Below are 18,378 nucleotides of genomic sequence, written 5' to 3'. Positions count from 1 at the left end.
CCCTAGGACCCCGCCCCTGCCGAAACGGCCCGCTTCCCCGCGTGCCCTGCCGCCGCCGTCGCCAGGGCGCGGATCAGGGGGTGCGGGCGGGTGCCGTCGCCCGCGAGTTCCGGCTGGAACAGGGTCGCCAGGAAGAAGGGGTGCGCGGGGAGTTCCGCGACGCGGATCCCGCCCTCCTCGTCCGCGCCCGTGAAACGCAGCCCGTGGGCCCGCAGGGTGTCGAGGTGACGGCTGTCCGGGCCGTACTCGCAGTGGTAGCGCTCGGTGGTCCGCTCCGCGCCGAGGGCGCGCTCGGCGAGCGAGCCGGGGGTGACCCGGACGACGCCCTCGTGGCCGACGAGCGAGCAGGCGAGCGGCGCGATCAGCAGGTCGCCGGAGTCCGCCGCCGGGTCGTTCTCGGCGTGCGCGGCGCGGGACAGGCCGCAGACGTTCCGCGCGTACTCAAGGAGGGCGTGCTGGAAGCCGCCGCAGGTGCCGAGGAAGGGGATGCCGTCCTCGCGGGCCGTACGGATCGCGGCCAGCGCCCCCGCCTCGCTCGCGTACGGGCTGCCCGGCAGCACCCACACCGCGTCGAAGCCCTGCACCGCGCCCGGCGCCTCCGCGTCGCCCGTCGGGATCCAGTACGCGTCGAGCACGAGCCCGTCCCGCTCGGCGAGCGCGTCGAGGAGGACGGGGACGCGGACATGGGACCTGACGTGCGGGGAACGGTCGCCGACCAGGGCGATGCGGGGAGTGGGGCGGTGCGAGGTGTTCGTGTTCATGGCGGCCATGCTCGTCGGCTGCCTCTCTTCACGTCCAACGATGATTCCTGCACTCTCCATCACATTTGCTTATGCGGCCGTGGATAGGGTGGCCGCATGACCTCCACCGATCAGGACTGGGACCGCCGCGTCGCCGCGCTCTGGACGCACCTCGACGACCACGAGCCCGCCGCGTTCCGCGCCCTCGTCGCCGGACTCGCCGCCGAGCGGCCCGCCGACGACGCCGCGGCCCTGTTCGAGCTGGGCGCCGCCCACGACTCCACCGGCCTGCCCGTGGAGGCCGTCCGCCTCTACGAGCGCGCCCTCGACCACGGCCTCACCGGGCTGCGCCGCCGCCGGGCCGTCGTCCAGCTCGCCAGCAGCCTCCGCAACCTCGGCCGGCCCGACCGCAGCGTCGAACTCCTCACCGCCGAGCGCGACATCCCCGCCGACCGGCTCGACGCCGACGAGCTCGCGCTCTCCGGCGCCGTCGACGCCTTCCTCGCCCTCGCCCTCGCCGACACCGGCCGCGACCGCGAGGCCGCCTCCCTCGCCCTCGGCGCCCTCGCGCCGCTGCTGCCCCGCTACAACCGCTCGCTCGCCCACTACGCCCGTGCTCTGCTCACCGCGCGCGACGGTTCCTGAGCGGCCTGCGTGGACCCGCACCTGCTTCGTACGTACGTCACCGTCGCCCGCCTCGCCTCCTTCTCGGAGGCCGCGTGCGAGCTGGGCTACACCCAGTCCGCCGTCTCCCAGCACATCGCCGCCCTGGAGACCGACCTCGGGCTGCCCCTCCTCACCCGGCGGCCCGTCGCACCCACCCCCGCCGGGCAACGGCTCCTCGAACACGCCGGGGCGCTCCTCCTCCGCCTCGACGCCGCCCGCGCCGACCTCGGCCGGTTCGCCGCCGCGCCCCGTACGACCCTGAGCGTCGCCGCCTCCCCGCTCGCCCTGCACCCCCGTACCCTCGCCGCCCTTCCTGCCACCGGGGTCACCCTGCACGGCCTGCCCCGCGAGCGGGTGCCCGAGGCCGTCGCCACCGGCGAGGCCGACGCGGGACTCGTCGACGGGATCGCCGCACCCAGCGACCCGCTGCGGCTGCCCGACGTCGCCCCGCTCTCCGCGACCGGCGTCGCCGAGGAGCCGCTCGCCGTCGTCCTGCCCGCCGGCCATCCCCTCGCCGGGCGCACCGGGCTCCGGCTCGACGACCTCGTGGACGCCCGCTGGCTCGACGCGCCCGCCGCCGGCGTCCCCCTCGGTCAGCTGCGGGCCGTCCACGCCGGACCCGCCGGCCGGGGCTTCCGTACGGCCCTGCGCTACGAGGGCACCGACACCCGTACCCTCGCCGCCCTCGCCGCCGCCGGGCACGGCCTCGCGCTCCTGCCGCTCCCCGTGGCGGCCGGTGTCCCGGGCACCGCCGCCGTCCCGCTGGTCGCACCCCGGCTCGTCCACCGCACCGAACTCCTCCTCCCGGGCCACGGCGGGGACGAAACCGGTGAACCCGCCGGTCCGGCTGCCGAGTTCGCGCGACGGCTCAAGAGCTGACACATGCACTCGCTACCCTGTGCGCAACGGCGACGGGGCGACGGAAGGCGGGCTGACGTGGGCTGGCTGCGGCGAGGACCGAAGCGGGACGGCGAGGACGAGCCGAGGGATCCCGAGTTCGCGTACTTCTCGGAGCGGGAGGCCGCGCTCTTCCGCGGCCGGGTCCGCGCCACCTTCGCCGAGCTGGGCCTGGAGGTCTCGGTCTTCGCGGACCACGTCGTCGACGACAAGGGGCGCAGGTTCGGCCTCGGCAACCTCGCCGCCGTCTGCCACCAGGACCGCCGGGGCGCGCGCGTCTGGCCGCAGCTGATCCACCGTCATGTCGAGCTGGTCGTCCGGGCGATGGAAGGACCGTCCGCCCTGGAGACCCTCCGGCCGGAGCAGATCCGCGCCCAGCTCTACCCCCGGGTCGTCAGCGGCGACGGCATCGACGCCGGCGCCTTCGGCTACGCGAGGACCGTCGCCCCCGGGCTCTACGAGGTCCTCGCCCTCGACCTGCCGGAGAGCGTCATGATGCTCACCGACGAGGCGCTCGAACGGCTCGGCGACCACGCACAGCTCCGCGACCGGGCGCTGCGCAATCTGCGCGGGCTGCCCGTGGAGGAGCACGAGACCGTCCGCGACGCCGACGGCATGTGCTTCGAGATCATCCTCGGCGACTCCTTCTACACCGCGAGCCGCGTCCTCGACCTGGACGGCGTCGCCCAGCGCGTCACCGGCCTGCCGCTCGGCGAGCACGGTGCGCTCGTCGCCCTGCCCTTCCGTCACCAGCTCGCCTTCCATCCCATCCGGGACACCTCGATCATCCCGGCGCTCGGCGCGATGGCCTCCTTCGCCGCCTCCGGGTACGAGGACACGCCGGGCGCCATCAGCCCGTACGTCTTCTGGTGGCGCGGCGGCACGCTCACCCAGCTCAGCGAGCACGACGAGGAGCGCGGCGACCTGCGGATCGTCGTCGGCGACGACTTCCAGGAACTCCTTGAGCGGCTCATCGCGCAGGGCCCGGACCGCCGCTGAGCGGTCGCGTCGGGGCCCGGCCGGGGGCAGGATGCTGTACGGCGCCGGCGCCGAGGGGCGCCCGCCGCTGCCCGCCGCGCCCGCCACCGCCGCGCTCGCCACCGTCGCCGAGAAGGAGCACCCCATGCCGAGCACTCCCCCCGCATCCGTCGAAGAGGTCGTGCCCTTCACCGCGGACGACTACCGGGCCCGGATGACCCGAGCGGCCGAGTCCGCGGCGGACGCCGGGCTCGCGGGTGTACTCGTCGCGCCCGGCCCCGACCTCGTCTACCTCACCGGCTACCAGCCGACCGCGATCACCGAACGGCTCACCGTCCTCGTCCTCGCCGCGGGCCAGGAGCCGGTCCTCGTCGTCCCCACCCTGGAGGCGCCCGACGCCGAGAAGGCGACGGGGGCGGCGGCGCTCACGCTGCGCGACTGGACGGACGGCAAGGACCCGTACGCGGTCACCGCGCCGCTCCTCGACGTCGGAGGGAGGTTCGGCGTCAGCGACAACGCCTGGGCCATGCACCTGCTCGGTCTCCAGCAGGCCCTGCCCGGCACGTCGTACGTCTCCCTCACCGAGGCCCTGCCCATGCTCCGCGGCGTCAAGGACGCGCACGAGCTCGCACGGATCGCGGCAGCGGGAGCCGCCGCCGACCAGGCGTACGGCGAGATCCTCAAGGTCCGCTTCGCCGGCCGCAAGGAGACCGATGTCGCCGCCGACCTCGCCGCGCTCCTCATGCGTTTCGGCCACTCCCAGGTCGACTTCACCGTCGTCGGATCCGGCCCCAACGGCGCCAATCCGCACCACGAGGCGGGCGACCGGACGATCGAGCGCGGCGACATGGTCGTCCTCGACTTCGGCGGCCTCAAGCACGGCTACGGCTCCGACACCACCCGCACCGTCCACGTCGGCGAACCGACCGACGAGGAGCAGCGCGTCCACGACCTCGTCCGCGAGGCCCAGCAGGCCGGCTTCGAGGCGGTCCGCCCGGGAGCGGCCTGCCAGGAGGTCGACCGCGCGGCCCGCAAGGTCATCACGGACGCCGGCTACGGCGAGTACTTCATCCACCGCACGGGCCACGGCATCGGCGTCACGACGCACGAACCCCCGTACATGATCGAGGGCGAGGAGCTCCCGATCGTCCCCGGCATGTGCTTCTCGATCGAACCGGGCGTCTACCTCCCGGGCCGCTTCGGCGTCCGCATCGAGGACATCGTGACGGCGACGGAGGACGGCGAGGGCCACCGCTTCAACAACACCCCGCACGAGATGGCGATCGTCGAGTAGCCCGCCCTGCGTCTGTCAGCCGTCCGTCAGGACGATCGCCGACTCGCCCGGCAGGCGCAGGACCCCGTCCGCGCCCGGGGCGTCGACCGGGTCCCAGGCGGCGAGGACCCGGTCGCGGCCGTTCGAGCCGAGGGGGATCACCGCCGGCTCCTTGCCCAGGTTGACCGCGACCCGCAGGTCGCCCCGGCGGAAGACCAGCCAGCGGGACTCCTCGTCGAAGGCGACCTTCACACCCGCCAGGTCCGGGTCCGTCAGGTCCGGCAGGGTGCGGCGGAGGGCGATGAGCTGGCGGTGCCAGGCGAGGAGACGCTTGTGGGGGTCCCGTTCGCGCTCGGTGCGGTCGAGCACCGAGCGGTCGCGCGTGGCGGGGTCCTGCGGGTCGGGGACCTCGTTCTCGGACCAGCCGTGCTCCGCGAACTCCCGCCGCCTGCCGCGCCGTACGGCCTCCGCCAGCTCCGGGTCGGTGTGGTCGGTGAAGTACTGCCAGGGCGTGTGCGCCCCCCATTCCTCGCCCATGAACAGCATCGGCACGGAGGGGCCGGTCAGGACGAGGGTCGCCGCGCAGGCGAGCAGACCGGGGGAGAGGGAGGCCGAAAGGCGGTCACCCAGGGCCCTGTTGCCGATCTGGTCGTGGGTCTGGGCGTACCCCAGGAAGCGGTGCGCGGGCGTGCGCTCCCGGTCCACCGGGCGGCCGTGGCGGCGGCCCCGGAACGTCGAGTACGTACCGTCGTGGAAGAAGACGTGCGTGAGCGTCTTGGTGAGCGCCGCGATCGGGGCTCGCGCGAAGTCGCCGTAGTAGCCCTGGGATTCACCGGTCAGCGCCGTGTGCAGGGAATGATGGAAGTCGTCGTTCCACTGGGCGTGGACGCCGAGGCCGCCGAGCGTGCGCGGGGTCGTGGTGCGCGGGTCGGCGAGGTCGGACTCGGCGATCAGGAAGTGCTGGCGGGCCTGCTCCTTCGCCAACTCGTCCACGGCAGAGGAGAGTTCTTCGAGGAAGGTCAGTGCCCGGGTGTCGGCGAGCGCGTGCACCGCGTCGAGCCGCAGCCCGTCGATCCGGTAGTCCCGCAGCCACGCCAGCGCGCTCCCCAGGAAGTACGCCCGGACCTCGTCCGAACCCGGCGCGTCCAGGTTCACCGCCGCACCCCACGGCGTGTGGTGCGTGTCCGTGAAGTACGGGCCGAAGGACGGGAGATGGTTGCCGGACGGGCCGAGGTGGTTGTGGACGACGTCCAGGACCACGCCCATGCCGAGACCGTGCGCGGCGTCCACGAACCGCTTGAGGGCCTCCGGGCCCCCGTACGGCTCGTGGACCGCCCACGGCGCCACCCCGTCGTACCCCCAGCCCCGCACCCCGGGGAACGGGCACAGCGGCATCAGCTCCACATGGGTGATGCCGAGGCCCGCGAGCTCCCCGAGGCGGGCGGTCGCCGCGTCGAGCGTGCCCTCGGGGGTGAAGGTGCCGACGTGCAGCTCGTACAGGACCGCGCTGCGCAGCCGCAGCCGCGGGGACTCGTGCCGCCAGACGTACGAGGAGTGGTCGACGACCGCGCTCAGGCCGTCGGGGCCGTCGGGCAGCCGGCGGGAGCGCGGGTCCGGCAGGACGGGCCGGTGGTCGAGGGCGAAGCCGTACCGGTCGCCGTCCTCGGCGGGTACGACACCGGTCCACCAGCCGTCCCGTTCGGCGTCCCTCTCCAAGGGGTGGTTGGTGCCGTTCAGCGCCAGCATCACCCGGTTACGGGCGCTCGGCGCCCACACCTCGAAGAGCACGGGAATCCCCTCGTCGACGGACCAGCCACTCAACCACTGACTACCCCGTCCATCCTGGCAGTCAGGACTCCGACGCGCCCGGCGCGTCCCACACGTAGTTGATCGCGCGCTCGAAGTTGACGTAGCCCGCCCGGGCGAAGGACGCCGCCATCGGGACGTTCCCCAGGTCCGTCGCCGCCCTGATCCGGGGCACGTCCTGGGCGGCCAGGATCCGGGTGCCCTCCGCCAGGATGTCGTCGATGTAGCCGTGCCCGCGGTGGGCGGGCAGCACGCCGATGTAGGCGATGGTGTGGTGGTAGTTGTTCCGCGCGGGGATCACGAAGCCGACCGGCTCGCCGCTCTCCGGCAGCTGCGCGACCTGCCACCACTCCTGGGGCGAGGTGTAGTGCGCGAGCTCTTCGTCGTAGTGCAGTTCGGCCGCCTCCCGGGCCGAGAGCCCGGTCGCCAGGTCGGCCTGGCCGTGCGCGTCGAGCGTGCCCTCCATGACGGGCGTCATCAGCGCGATCAGATCCTCGCGGTCCCGCACCGGACGGAACTCCAGGCGGCCCTTCGGCTCCGGTACGGGCGTGCCGGGCTGCCACTCCAGCCGGAACCGCTCGACCAGCGGACGGGCGTCCGTCCGCTCCAGTACCGCGAACAGGGACTCCAGGACGGACCGGGTCTCCGGGACCTCGCGCCAGTCCGCCGGCATGAACCGGCCGAACTCGGGGCGCTGCGTGCCCGCCGGGACGACCGAGGCCATCGCCGTCTCCAGGAGCCGCAGGCCGATGTCCGCGCGCTCCTCATCCGTCAGCTCCGGGGCGAGGTCGAAGAAGTCGAGCGCCAGCGGCTCGGCGCCCTCCTTGTTCGTCCACCAGGCGATCCGGCCGAGGAGCCGGTCGCCGTCCAGCGCCACCCACATCCACGCGGGGAGGCGGCGGCCGGTGGCGAGGTCGTCGGCGAGCTCGTGGTCGAGCGAGTACGTGAGACGGAGGAACAGGTCCAGTTCCTCGGGTCCCGCGAGCGGACGTATGACGAGGTTCGCCACACCGGCGGCCTGCGCAACGGAAGTGGTAGAAGAAGACGCGGTCACGTCGTGTTTCCCCCTGGGGATCTCTGATGTGGAGACCGCAGACCGTAGCAGCGATCTTGTCAGGCCGGTACGGAGTTCCCAGGTCGGGGGCCCTTCTGGACACTTCGGGCCTGCCGGGCCGACAATCACGGGTGTGACGACCCCCTTCGAGCTTCCGGCGAACACCCCTCGGCTGACCGACGCCGAGCGGGACCGTGCGCTCGGGCTGCTCCGTGAGGGCGCCGCTCAGGGACGCCTCTCGCACGACACTTTCGTCTACCGGATGGAGCGCGCGCTCCAGGCCCGCCGGTCGGACGAGCTCGACCTGCTCGTCGCCGACCTGCGGACCGAGGGCACCTGGACCCGGCGGGTCGTCGGCGCGGTCGAGCGGATGTCGGCGTTCACGGTGCGGATCGGGCGCGCCTGGCGCGCGGAGCGGCTGCCGAAGCTGCTGCTCCCGCTCCCCGGCCCGCACCCGCTGCGGATCGGCCGCGACCCGGTGAACGGCCTGCGGCTCAGCCACGAGACCGCCTCCCGGCTGCACGCCGAGCTCTCGCTGCAGAGCGGGATGTGGGTGCTGCGCGACCTCGGCTCGACGAACGGGACGACCGTCAACGGGCGCCGGGTCTCCGGCGCGGTGGTCGTACGGCCCGGAGACGTGATCGGCTTCGGCCAGATGTCGTTCCGGCTCTCCCACGGCTGAACCGCCCGCCCCCGCCCATCACCCGTTCGGCGGTACGTGACGCGCCGTGCGGGCCGCCCGGTGATGGGGTGGGGAGACGCGCGCCACGATTCTCCGGCCGCGGCACCCACCGCCGATCGACAGGGGGCGCGATGAGCGACGAGCCGACCCGCGGCATACCGGACCGCGGCACACGGAACGACCGGCCGGAGGAGTCCGGGGACCCCTGGACGAGACTGCCGTCGATGGCACCGGGCACGGTCTCCGCCGCGATCCCGACCGTCGAGCCCGGCGCGACCGCGCTCCGGGGCACCGCCTTCCCGGGCCGGGTGCGGACCGCCGCCGACCCGACGGCCACCGGTCCCGTGGGGCCCGCCGGACTCGCCGAACCCTTCGCGCCCACCGGGCGGACCGTCGCACCGAGCCCCCTCGACCCCGGCGCCACCCACGACCCGCACGCGATCCACCGGACCCTGCGGGAACAGTTCCCGCTCACGTACGACCCACTGCTGCGCGCCTGGGTCCTCAGCCGGTACGCGGACGTCGCCGCCGCCCTCACCGACACCCGGTTCACCCACGGGCACCGGCCGGGCGACCCACCCTGCTCGCGGGCACATGTCGACGTCGACATGGCCGAGTTGAGGAACGTCACCGAACGCACGGCGTACGTCCTCGCCCGCCGCATCGCCGAACGCCCGCAGGCCGACCTCGTCGCCGACTTCTGCCACTGGCTGCCCGCAGGGACCGTCGCCGCCGCCGTCGGCGTGCCCTACCGCGACATGATGCGGCTCGTGCGCGGCCGGGCGGCCGGGGCGCTCGCCGGCGAATGCGGCGGCCAGATCGCCGTACGGGAGAAGGCCCTCGCCTCCTTCCTCGGCAACGTCCTCGCCGACCCCGACCAGGTCGCCGCCCTCCGCGACGCCCCCACCGGGCTGACCGCCCGCGCCTGGGCCGAGTCGCTGCGCCGCGACCCGCCCGTGCAGATCGCCGTACGCCGCACCCGCTCCGAGGTCCGGGTCAGCGGCGGCCTCATCCCGGCGGGCGCGTCCGTCGCCCTGCTCGTCGGCTCCGCCGGCCGGGACCCGGAACGCTTCCGCGAGCCCGAGCGCTTCGACCCGTTCCGCGACGACCCGGGCCAGCTCACCTACGGCAGCGGCTTCTGCCCCGCCGTCCTGCTCGCCGGCCTGGAGGCCGAGTACGCCCTGCGCGCGCTCTTCACGGCGATGCCCCGGCTACGCCTCGCCGACGGCTTCCGTCCCGCCGCCACCGGCCTCATCACCCGTGCCCCGCGCAGCCTGATCGTCCGCCCGGGAGGCTGATCCGGGGCTTGGACGAGGGGTCCGCCACCGCTGCTAGGGTGACGTGCGCTCGTCAAAGAGCCCCTCTTTCTTGCCACTTTCAACGGGGATTGAAACATGAAGATGCGTCATGTCCGCGCCATCGCTGTCGCCGCCGTCGCGGTCGTCGCCCTGACCGGTGCCCGCGGTTCCGGCGGCGGCGGCTGTGACAACAGCAGCAGCGGCAGCAGCGGCAGCTCCAGCAGTTCCGGCGGCAGCGACCACAACGACAACGGCAGCACCTCCGGCGGCTCCCTGCCCGGCGGCTCCAGCAGCGCCGACAAGGCGATCCGCGACGTGATCATCAACGAGTGCAAGTACGACCAGGCGACCAAGAACCTCGTCGCCCGGATCACCGTCAAGAACGACGGCTCGATGGACTACGACTACAACGTCACCATGAAGTTCAAGGGTGTCGCGGGCGGCAGTGTCCTCCCGGCGACCGCGCTCAAGACCGGTATCGCGGTCGCGGCGGGCGCCTCCGTGAGCGCCGAGGTGACCACCCCGTACATCGGAACCGGCGACGGCTCCGAGTACACCGAGTGCGAGGTCACGCGAGCCTCCCGCTTCTGATCGACCTGCCGCTCCCGGGGCCCGTCCCCGGGAGCCCTCAGGGCCTGTCCGGCGGATCATGGCCGGGGCCGCGGTCCGCCGGACAGGCCTCAGCCGTCCAACCGGGCGAGCATCGCCACAGGCCGGTCCGCGAAGAGCTCCGCGAGCTTCAGCTCCGTCGCCGGGCCGCCGGTGAACTCCCTTACGCCGTCCAGGACATCGGCCCAGTGGCCGTCCGGAAGTACCAGCTCGGTGTCCTGCCAGCCGCCCGCCTCCGCGAGGCGCAGCGAGAGCCGGGTCACGGCGGTGATCACCTCGCCGGAGCGGGCGAAGGCCAGGCAGTGCGCGGCGGCCGGGCCCTCGGCCGTCAGCGGGATGTACGTGCCCGTGGCGCCGAAGGCCTCCGGGCGCTCCCGGCGCAGCCGCAGCGCCGCCCGGACCAGGGCCGTCCTGTCGTCGTCCGGGCCGATCGCGAACGGGGCCCTGTTGTCCGGGTCGACGAGCGCCCGGTACTCCCGCTCCGTGTTCTGGTACAGCTCCGGCACCCCCGGCATCGTCAGCTGGACGAGGGCCGCGCCGAGCGCGTGGGCCCGGATGTGCGGCTCCAGCGCGAAGGCCGCCTCCGAGGCCGACCGCAGCGGGATCCGGCCGGGCCCCGCCGCCGTGAACTCGGTCACCGCCCGCTCGTACGCCGTGTCCGGCTCGGTCCAGCTGGTCCGAAGACCCGCCTCCCGTACGGACTTGAGGACCGCGGGCCCGAGCCGGTCCGCGTCCGGCGCGCCGAAGCCGAAGGCCGTCTGCCAGGCCGTCCACGCGAGGTGCGGATCGGGCGCGGGAACCCCCGCGACCTCGGTCAGGAGCGCCGCCCACACCTCCGGGCACTGCGCGAGCACCGCGATCGCGGCCCGCACGTCCGCGCTGCGCTTGGTGTCGTGCGTGGACAGCACGGTCCCGGTGGCCGGCCAGTCCCGGGCGATCCGCAGGCAGTACGCGTGGAACTCGTCGGCCGACACCGCCGGACGTCCCGCGTCGCCGCCCACCTCGTTCGCCGAGAGCAGCGGCGTGTACCGGTAGAAGGCCGTGTCCTCCACGGACTTGGCCCGCAGAGCCGAGGAGGTCTGCGCGAACCGGGCGCGGAACGCCCGGTGTTCCGGACCGTCCCCCCGCGAGCCGAGCGCCAACTCCCGTACGAGGTCGACGGCCGAGGCCTCCTCCGGCACGGCGAACGCGGCCTTCGCGCCCCGCGCCGCCGCCGGGGTCAGGACCTCCTCGCCGCCCGTCCGGTAGGTCCGGTAGACCGGCACCCGGACGAGCAGCTCCCGGACCGCGGTCCGCAGGGCCCAGGGCGCGTGGTCCCGCAGTGCCGGGTCGGCCGTGCAGATCCGCTCCGCGAGCCGGGTCAGCGCGGCCGTCTCGGCGGCCAGGTCGTGCGTCACCACCTCGTACGCGGCGCGCCGCGCGGTCGCCTCCCAGTGGCCGCCCCGGTCCCCGGCGCTGTGGGTGAACTCCCGGTACACGTCGGCCAGTTCGTCGGATCCGATCGGATCCGTGAGGACCCCCTCGATCTGCCGCAGCGCGTCGTAGCCGGTGGTGCCCGCGACGGGCCAGGCGGCGGGCAGGGTCTCCGCTCCCGTGAGGATCTTCTCCACCACCGTCCAGCAGCGCCCGCCGGTCGCCGCCGCCAGGTCCTCCAAGTACCCCTGCGGGTCGGCGAGCCCGTCCGGGTGGTCGATGCGCAGCCCCTCGACCACCCCGTCCGCCACCAGCTCCACGATCTTCGCGTGGGTCGCCGCGAACACCCCGGGGTCCTCCACCCGCACCCCGATGAGCTCCGAAATGGTGAAGAAGCGGCGGTAGTTGAGCTCGGTGCGGGCCAGCCTCCACCAGCCGAGCCGGTACCACTGGGCGTCGAGCAGCTCGTCGAGCGGCAGCCCCTCCGTACCGGCCCGCAGCGGGAACTCCTGGTCGTCGAGGTGCAGCGCCCCGTCCGAGACCCGCAGCCGGTCCCGTACCTCGGGAAGCCGCGCGGGCAGCACCGGCAGCAGCAGCCTGCCGTCCCCGGCGCTCCAGTCGACGTCGAACCAGCGGGCGTACGGCGAGTCCGGGCCCTCGCGGAGCACCGACCGCAGCGCGTGGTTGTGCCGGGGGGAGGCCGCCATGTGGTTGGGGACCAGGTCCACGACGAGGCCGAGACCGTGGGCCCGCGCGGTCGCGGCCAGGGCTCGCAGCCCCTCCTCGCCGCCCAGCTCGGCCCGTACGGACCGGTGGTCGGTGACGTCGTAGCCGTGGGTCGAGCCGGGCACCGCCTCCAGGACGGGGGAGAGGTGGAGGTGCGAGACCCCGAGCCCGGCGAGATGCGGCACGGCCCGCTCAGCGGCGGCGAACGGGAAATCCGGCTGGAGCTGGAGCCGGTAGGTGGCGGCCGGGAGGGCGGAACCGGTCGGCGAGGAGGAGGGGGCCGTGCGGGAGGAAAAGGACGGGAGGGAGGTCATGCGAACGTACGTACCCCGCGCGAGGGCTTCTGTGTCATCGCCCCATGCACCCGTTCGAGTGCATCGCGTTACGTTCCAGTGATGCTCCGGATGTATCGCGACACGTTCTCGCTGCTCGGGCCGGTCCTGCCGGTCGTCTCCTTCCTCGGCCGGCTGCCCACGGCCATGTGCCAGCTCGGCAGCCTGCTCCTGGTCGCCGAGACCAGCGGTTCGCTCGCCACGGCCGGCCTCGCGGGCGGCGCGCTCGCGGCCGGACAGACCGTCGCCGGACCCGTCATCGGCCGCCTCGCCGACCGGCACGGCCAGCGGGGCGTCGTCCTCGCCGCCTCCTTCGCCAACGCGGTCGCCGTCACCGCCCTCGTCCTCGCCGCGCTCGCCCACGCGGCCACCGGCTGGCTGATGCTGCTCGGCGCGCTCGCCGGGGCCACCGTCCCCCAGATCGGGCCGCTCGCCCGGACCCGCTCGGTGGCCCTCGCCCGCCGCTCCGGCGCGGACGACCGGCTCGTCGGCGCGGTGCTCTCCTTCGAGGGCACCCTCGACGAGGTGTCCTTCGTCCTCGGCCCGGCCTTCGTCGGCCTCGCCGCCGCCCTCGCCCACCCCGCCGCCGCGCTCCTCGTGGCCGCGCTCCTGCTCGCCGTCTGCGGCTCCGCCTTCGCCCTGCACCCCACGGCCCGTACGACCGCCACGACGGCCACCCGAACGGACGCGGCCGAGCGGGCGCGACTGCCCCGGTCCGCGTACGCGCTGCGCGGCACGATGGTCCTCCAGGGCGCGATGTTCGGCGCCTCCCAGGCCGGCATCACCGCGCTCACCGAGGAGCTCGGCGCGCCCGCGCAGGCGGGGCTCGTCTACGCGGCGATGGGCGTGATGAGCGCCGCCGTCGGCCTCTCCCTCGCCGCCCTGCCCGCCCGCATCGGGCTCACCACGCGCTGGCGCGCCGCCACCGCCGGGCTCGTCGTCCTCTCCGTGCCGCTGCTCTTCGTCGGCTCCCTCGGCGCGCTGTACGCGGTCGTGGTCGTCCTCGGCGCCGCCTACGCCCCGCACCTGATCACGGTCTTCGGGCTCACCGAGCGGACCGTGCCGGCCGCCCGGCTCGCCGAGTCCATGGCCTTCCTCACCAGCGGGATCGTCGGCGGCCAGGCCCTCGCCCTCGCCGTCTCGGGGCGCCTCGCCGAGGGCCACGGCGCCCCCGCCGCCTTCGCGGTGGCGGTGGGGGCGGCCGTGGCCTGCGCGCTGCTGTCCTGGACGGTGCGGGTGACGCCTCCCGTACGGGAGGTCAGGCCGGCCGTCGCAGCACGGTCAGACTGAGCGGCGCGAGCGTCACCCGCTCGCCGCCCGCCAGCTCCGGACCCTCCTGCGGCGGCATGCCCTCCGGGTCGGAGGTGTCCACGACCATCCGCCAGTACCGGCCGTGGCTGTCCGGCACCACGAACTCCAGCTCCTTCGCCGAGGCGTTGAACATCAGCAGGAAGGAGTCGTCGGCGATCCGCTCGCCCTGCGTCCCCGGCTCCGAGATGGCGTTGCCGTTGAGGAAGACCGTCAACGCCTGGGCGTGCGCGGCCTGCCAGTCCCTCGACGTCATCTCCTCGCCCTCGGGGGTGAACCACGCGATGTCGGTGAGCTCGTCGTGGGTGCCCTCCACCGGCCGCCCGTGGAAGAAGCGGCGCCGCCGGAAGACCGGATGCTCCCGCCGCAGCCGCACCATCGACCGGGTGAAGCGCAGGAGCGTGGCCTCCGCCTCGCTGTTGGCCTTCGGCCACCGCACCCAGGACACCTCGTTGTCCTGGCAGTACGCGTTGTTGTTGCCGCCCTGCGTCCGCCCGAACTCGTCGCCGTGGCTCAGCATCGGCACACCCTGCGACAGCATCAGCGTGGCGAGGAAGTTGCGCATCTGGCGGGCGCGCAGCTCGGTGATCCCGACGTCCTCGGTGTCGCCCTCCTCGCCGCAGTTCCACGAGCGGTTGTAGCTCTCGCCGTCCCGATTGCCCTCGCCGTTCGCCTCGTTGTGCTTCTCGTTGTACGAGACGAGGTCGCGCAGCGTGAAACCGTCGTGGCAGGTCACGAAGTTGACCGAGGCGAGCGGGCGGCGCCCGTCGTCCTGGTAGAGGTCGGACGAGCCCGTCAGGCGGGAGGCGAACTCGGCGAGCGTACGGGGCTCGCCCCGCCACAGGTCCCGTACGCAGTCCCGGTACTTGCCGTTCCACTCGGTCCACAGCGGCGGGAAGTTGCCCACCTGGTAACCGCCCTCGCCCACGTCCCACGGCTCGGCGATCAGCTTCACCTGGCTCACCACCGGGTCCTGCTGGACGAGGTCGAAGAACGAGGACAGCCGGTCCACCTCGTGGAACTGCCGGGCCAGGGTGGCCGCCAGGTCGAAGCGGAAGCCGTCCACGTGCATCTCGGTCACCCAGTACCGCAGGCTGTCCATGATCATCTGGAGGACGTGCGGGGAGCGCATGAGCAGCGAGTTCCCGGTGCCCGTCGTGTCCGTGTAGTACCGGGGGTCGTTCGAGAGCCGGTAGTACGAGGGGTTGTCCAGGCCCCGGAAGGAGAGCGTCGGGCCCAGGTGGTTGCCCTCGGCGGTGTGGTTGTAGACCACGTCGAGGATGACCTCGATGCCCGCCTGGTGCAGGGCCCGGACCGCCGACTTGAACTCCAGGACCTGCTGGCCCCGGTCGCCCCAGGACGCGTAGGCGTTGTGCGGGGCGAAGAAGCCGATCGTGTTGTAGCCCCAGTAGTTCGACAGGCCCGCGTCCACCAGGCGGTGGTCGTTCACGAACTGGTGAACGGGCATCAGTTCCAGCGCGGTGACGCCGAGTTGCTTCAGGTGGCCGATCACCGCCGGGTGCGCGAGACCCGCGTACGTACCGCGCAGCTCCTCCGGCAGGTCCGGGTGGAGCATCGTCAGGCCCTTCACATGGGCCTCGTAGATCACGGTGTGGTGGTACTCGGTGCGCGGGCGCCGGTCGTCGCCCCAGTCGAAGTACGGATTGACCACGACCGAGGTCATCGTGTCCGGGGCGGAGTCGAGGTCGTTGCGCGCGTCCGGCCGCCCGAACGGGTAGCCGTACACCGCCTCGCCCCACTTGACCTGCCCGGACACCGCCCGCGCGTAGGGATCGAGGAGCAGCTTGGCGGCGTTGCAGCGGAGCCCGCGCTCGGGGGCGTACGGGCCGTGGACCCGGAAGCCGTACCGCTGGCCGGGCATCACGCCCGGCAGGTAGGCGTGCCGGACGAAGGCGTCCGTCTCGCGCAGCTCCACCGCCGTCTCCGAGCCGTCGTCGTGGAGCAGACACAGCTCGATCCTGTGGGCGGCCTCCGAGAAGACCGCGAAGTTGGTTCCCGCTCCGTCATAGGTGGCGCCCAGGGGATACGCCTGTCCCGGCCAGACTTGCATGGATTCGACTCTTCCTCTTCTGTCCGGGTTTAGGGGGTGTTCTTCGGCCAGATCCTGCCCGAAAGAGGGGCAACCTCCTAGGACTTCGCCCCGTCCTACCGGGTGACCGCACATCAAGAGGGGGAAAGAGGGGGAAGTGTGTACGAAATAGCGCGCCGCCACCTGGGGAAGGTGGTGGCCGGAGCGGCCATGGCGGTGACGGGAACCGCCGTCGCGGTCGCGATCAGCCTCCCGGGGGTTTCAGCGGCAGAGGAAGGTGCGCCCAGGCCTGTGGGTGGTACCACGCTCGGCGGTACGGCTGGTGTGGGTGGAGGAAGTGGGGACGCGGACGGCGCCGGCGCGGCGGAGTCCGGCGTCGGGGCACAGGCGCAGGCGCAGGGCCAGGGGCAGGGGCAGGGGCAGGGTGCCGCGCCGCCGCCGGCGACCGTGGCCCCGGCCGCGACCGAGGGGGAGAAGGGCATCGGCTCCGACCCGCTCACCGACGACGAGCTCGCGAGGGCCGAGGGACTGGCGCTGACCCCGCCGGCCGCCGCCGCCCAGCAGAACGTCGAGGGCGGACGGGGCCCGCAGCACCTGGGCACCCTGCTCGCCGACCCGCTGCCCGGGGACGGCACGCGCCGCGCCGAGGTCCGGTTCTACGACTACGCGAAGGACGAGCTCGTCACCCGGACCGTCAACCTCGGCACGGGCAAGGTCGAGAGGTCCGCGGCGCAGCGCGGGGTCCAGCCCTCCGCCCACCCCGAGGAGCTGCGCGAGGCCCTGGAGCTGATCCTCGCGAGCCCGCTCGGCAAGGGCGTCAAGGAGGACTACAAGGACGCCACGGGCAAGCAGCTCACCTCCACCGGGCAGCTGTGGTTCAACGGCGACGTCTACCGCCCCTACCGCGAGGCGAACGTGCCCGCGCAGCTCGCCGACTGCGGCGAGCACCGGTGCGTACGCCTCGTCACCAAGGTCCTCAACGGGGCCTGGATCAACACCCGGAACCTCATCGTCGACCTCTCCGCGAGGACCGTCACGCGCGTCGGCTGACCACCGCCGCACCCGGTTCCCGCGTTCCCAGACATCTCCGTACGAGGGAGTACGTTCCCATGTCCACCCAGCGCACCACGCGCACCCGCCGGAGGGGCGCCGTCCTGACCGCGGCCGTCCTGCTCGGCACCGCCTCGGCCGCCGCGGGACCCGCGACCGCCGCGCCCCGCGCGCCGGCCCCGCCGCTGCCGACGGCCGCACCGCGCCCGCCCGCCCAGCCCGACTGCTCCGCCGCGTACCGCATCACGCAGAAGCTCGAAGGCGGCGCCGTCTGGAACATGTGCTGGCGTTACAACACCGACGCCGGCCTCACGCTCGACCGCGTCACCTACCAGCCGCCCGGCGGCGCGCCCATCAAGGTCCTCACCAGCGCCCGGCTCGCCCAGATCCACGTGCCGTACGACGACGGCGCCGCCGAGTACGACGACCTCACCGGCGCCGGCTTCGGCTGGGGCCTGCAGAACCTCAAGCCCGCCGAGTGCCCCGGCGGCACCATCTCCACCGTCAAGGTGCCCGAGGTCGGCCAGGTCAAGGGCCTGTGCACCACGACCAGGGCGCGGGGCCACGCGTACCGCATGGCCGCCGACGGCGCCGGTGGCCAGGTGTACCAGGTGCAGGGCAAGGACCTGCTCGTCTACACCGTGAACAAGGTCGGCTGGTACGAGTACATCTCCGAGTGGCGGTTCTCCGCCGACGGCACCATCGGCGCCAACGTCGGGGCCACCGGCAGCCTCTCGCCCGTCGACTACAACGCCACCGACGGCCGCGGCTGGCCCATCGGCAAGGGCGCCCGCGCCTACGCCACCAGCCACGCCCACAACGTCTTCTGGAAGCTCGACTTCGGCCTCGACGGCTCCACCAAGGACCGGATCGAGCAGTTCGACTCCACCGTCACCGCGCCGCCCGCCAACGGCGGCGGACCGACCGTGAAGACGAAGCGCACCGTCGTCACCAAGGAGCTCGCCGGCGACGCGAAGAACATGCGCTGGTGGCGGGTGGTCAGCGGCACCGGGAAGAACGCCGACGGCCACGCCCGCTCGTACGAGATCGTGCCCGGCCACACCGACACCCACGCCGGCCGCGGCTTCACCAAGCACGACGTGTACTTCACCCAGTCACGGGCCTGCGAGCAGTTCGCGAGCAACAACACCGGGAACTGCGGGACCAACGCCGGGGACAGCGTGGACAAATGGGTCAACGGTGAGACTCTGACCAAACCGTCCGTGTGGGTCAACATCGGGTTCCACCACGTCGCCCGGGACGAGGACCAGCAGCCGATGCCGGTCCACTGGCAGGGCTTCCAGCTCGCGCCCCGGGACGTAACCGCTATGAATCCGCTCACTCCGTCCGATCTCGCCTCCCAGAACGGGCAGCCCGATCTGGGGAGTTGAGGAAGCAGCCTGGCGATCCTGCTGCACCGCCTCCCGCTCGCGGAGTACCCTTCCTTGATCGTTGTCGGATTGGTCGAAACGGGCTTCCAGGAGCAGAAGGCGGTG

Annotated in this window: 15 protein-coding genes; 10 read left to right on the top strand and 5 right to left on the bottom strand. The window is 73.4% G+C overall.

Annotated features, from left to right (window positions below; all coding sequences use genetic code 11):
• Nucleotides 1-2 precede the first annotated feature (2 nt).
• Entirely contained in the window at nt 3-761 is a 759-nt protein-coding gene (locus OG357_RS08835; protein ID WP_329620632.1) for a CTP synthase C-terminal region-related (seleno)protein, read from the bottom strand.
• Between the two features lie 96 nt (nt 762-857).
• Between OG357_RS08835 and OG357_RS08830 the strand changes: the two genes are divergently transcribed.
• From OG357_RS08830 to OG357_RS08815, 4 genes are all read left to right on the top strand, one after another.
• Nucleotides 858-1,385: a tetratricopeptide repeat protein gene (locus OG357_RS08830; RefSeq protein WP_329620631.1), complete on the top strand. Its 528-nt coding sequence runs from the start codon at nt 858-860 to the stop codon at nt 1,383-1,385.
• 9 nt (nt 1,386-1,394) lie between these two features.
• A complete protein-coding gene (locus OG357_RS08825) occupies nt 1,395-2,285 on the top strand; it encodes a LysR family transcriptional regulator (protein ID WP_329620630.1) in 891 nt (296 codons plus the stop codon).
• 57 nt (nt 2,286-2,342) lie between these two features.
• A complete protein-coding gene (locus OG357_RS08820; RefSeq protein WP_329620629.1) occupies nt 2,343-3,302 on the top strand; it encodes a hypothetical protein in 960 nt (319 codons plus the stop codon).
• A gap of 124 nt (nt 3,303-3,426) precedes the next feature.
• Nucleotides 3,427-4,575, top strand: a complete 1,149-nt coding sequence (locus OG357_RS08815; RefSeq protein WP_329625531.1) for an aminopeptidase P family protein — start codon at nt 3,427-3,429, stop codon at nt 4,573-4,575.
• A gap of 15 nt (nt 4,576-4,590) precedes the next feature.
• On the opposite strand, the gene treZ is transcribed toward OG357_RS08815, so the two are convergent.
• Both treZ and OG357_RS08805 read right to left on the bottom strand, forming a co-directional pair.
• Nucleotides 4,591-6,342, bottom strand: coding sequence for a malto-oligosyltrehalose trehalohydrolase (gene treZ, locus OG357_RS08810; RefSeq protein ID WP_329625530.1), 1,752 nt, complete (start codon nt 6,340-6,342; stop codon nt 4,591-4,593).
• 61 nt (nt 6,343-6,403) lie between these two features.
• A complete protein-coding gene (locus tag OG357_RS08805; protein ID WP_329620628.1) occupies nt 6,404-7,369 on the bottom strand; it encodes a GNAT family N-acetyltransferase in 966 nt (321 codons plus the stop codon).
• Between the two features lie 178 nt (nt 7,370-7,547).
• Here OG357_RS08805 and OG357_RS08800 point away from each other — a divergent pair, with 178 nt between their 5' ends.
• The 3 genes from OG357_RS08800 to OG357_RS08790 all read left to right on the top strand — a co-directional run bounded on the left by OG357_RS08800 (nt 7,548) and on the right by OG357_RS08790 (nt 9,985).
• A complete protein-coding gene (locus tag OG357_RS08800; RefSeq protein ID WP_329620627.1) occupies nt 7,548-8,096 on the top strand; it encodes a DUF1707 and FHA domain-containing protein in 549 nt (182 codons plus the stop codon).
• Nucleotides 8,097-8,227: 131 nt separating this feature from the next.
• A complete protein-coding gene (locus OG357_RS08795; protein ID WP_329620626.1) occupies nt 8,228-9,394 on the top strand; it encodes a cytochrome P450 in 1,167 nt (388 codons plus the stop codon).
• 96 nt (nt 9,395-9,490) lie between these two features.
• Nucleotides 9,491-9,985: a hypothetical protein gene (locus OG357_RS08790; RefSeq protein WP_329620625.1), complete on the top strand. Its 495-nt coding sequence runs from the start codon at nt 9,491-9,493 to the stop codon at nt 9,983-9,985.
• 89 nt (nt 9,986-10,074) lie between these two features.
• Here OG357_RS08790 and treY read toward each other — a convergent pair whose 3' ends face one another.
• Nucleotides 10,075-12,456 (bottom strand): malto-oligosyltrehalose synthase, encoded by a 2,382-nt coding sequence (gene treY, locus OG357_RS08785; RefSeq protein ID WP_329620624.1) that lies wholly within the window; start codon nt 12,454-12,456, stop codon nt 10,075-10,077.
• 90 nt (nt 12,457-12,546) lie between these two features.
• Here treY and OG357_RS08780 point away from each other — a divergent pair, with 90 nt between their 5' ends.
• Nucleotides 12,547-13,764 (top strand): MFS transporter, encoded by a 1,218-nt coding sequence (locus OG357_RS08780; protein WP_329625529.1) that lies wholly within the window; start codon nt 12,547-12,549, stop codon nt 13,762-13,764.
• Here the strand turns inward: OG357_RS08780 and glgX are convergent.
• Nucleotides 13,733-15,853 carry a glycogen debranching protein GlgX gene (glgX, locus tag OG357_RS08775; RefSeq protein ID WP_329620623.1) on the bottom strand — a complete coding sequence of 707 codons (2,121 nt, stop codon included), beginning with the start codon at nt 15,851-15,853 and terminating at the stop codon, nt 13,733-13,735. The genes OG357_RS08780 and glgX overlap by 32 nt on opposite strands.
• A 270-nt stretch (nt 15,854-16,123) precedes the next feature.
• On the opposite strand from glgX, the gene OG357_RS08770 reads away from it, so the two are divergent.
• Together OG357_RS08770 and OG357_RS08765 are read left to right on the top strand one after the other, a co-directional pair.
• Nucleotides 16,124-16,882, top strand: coding sequence for a Tat pathway signal sequence domain protein (locus OG357_RS08770; RefSeq protein WP_329620622.1), 759 nt, complete (start codon nt 16,124-16,126; stop codon nt 16,880-16,882).
• A 59-nt stretch (nt 16,883-16,941) separates the two neighbouring features.
• Nucleotides 16,942-18,273 (top strand): copper amine oxidase, encoded by a 1,332-nt coding sequence (locus tag OG357_RS08765; protein ID WP_329620621.1) that lies wholly within the window; start codon nt 16,942-16,944, stop codon nt 18,271-18,273.
• Nucleotides 18,274-18,378 lie beyond the last annotated feature (105 nt).

This window comes from Streptomyces sp. NBC_01255 (genome assembly GCF_036226445.1).
Classification (GTDB): domain Bacteria; phylum Actinomycetota; class Actinomycetes; order Streptomycetales; family Streptomycetaceae; genus Streptomyces.
The sequence above is the reverse complement of the archived record's forward strand: the minus strand, read 5'-3'. Positions and strand labels throughout refer to the sequence as shown.

Excerpts from the sequence above, each read along its gene's own strand:
- glgX (WP_329620623.1), bottom strand. The coding sequence starts at position 15,853 with ATGCAAGTCTGGCCGGGACAGGCGTATCCCCTGGGCGCCACCTATGAC.
- OG357_RS08795 (WP_329620626.1), top strand. The coding sequence starts at position 8,228 with ATGAGCGACGAGCCGACCCGCGGCATACCGGACCGCGGCACACGGAAC.
- OG357_RS08815 (WP_329625531.1), top strand. The coding sequence starts at position 3,427 with ATGCCGAGCACTCCCCCCGCATCCGTCGAAGAGGTCGTGCCCTTCACC.
- OG357_RS08765 (WP_329620621.1), top strand. The coding sequence starts at position 16,942 with ATGTCCACCCAGCGCACCACGCGCACCCGCCGGAGGGGCGCCGTCCTG.
- OG357_RS08835 (WP_329620632.1), bottom strand. The coding sequence starts at position 761 with ATGAACACGAACACCTCGCACCGCCCCACTCCCCGCATCGCCCTGGTC.
- OG357_RS08780 (WP_329625529.1), top strand. The coding sequence starts at position 12,547 with ATGTATCGCGACACGTTCTCGCTGCTCGGGCCGGTCCTGCCGGTCGTC.
- OG357_RS08790 (WP_329620625.1), top strand. The coding sequence starts at position 9,491 with ATGAAGATGCGTCATGTCCGCGCCATCGCTGTCGCCGCCGTCGCGGTC.
- OG357_RS08830 (WP_329620631.1), top strand. The coding sequence starts at position 858 with ATGACCTCCACCGATCAGGACTGGGACCGCCGCGTCGCCGCGCTCTGG.
- treY (WP_329620624.1), bottom strand. The coding sequence starts at position 12,456 with ATGACCTCCCTCCCGTCCTTTTCCTCCCGCACGGCCCCCTCCTCCTCG.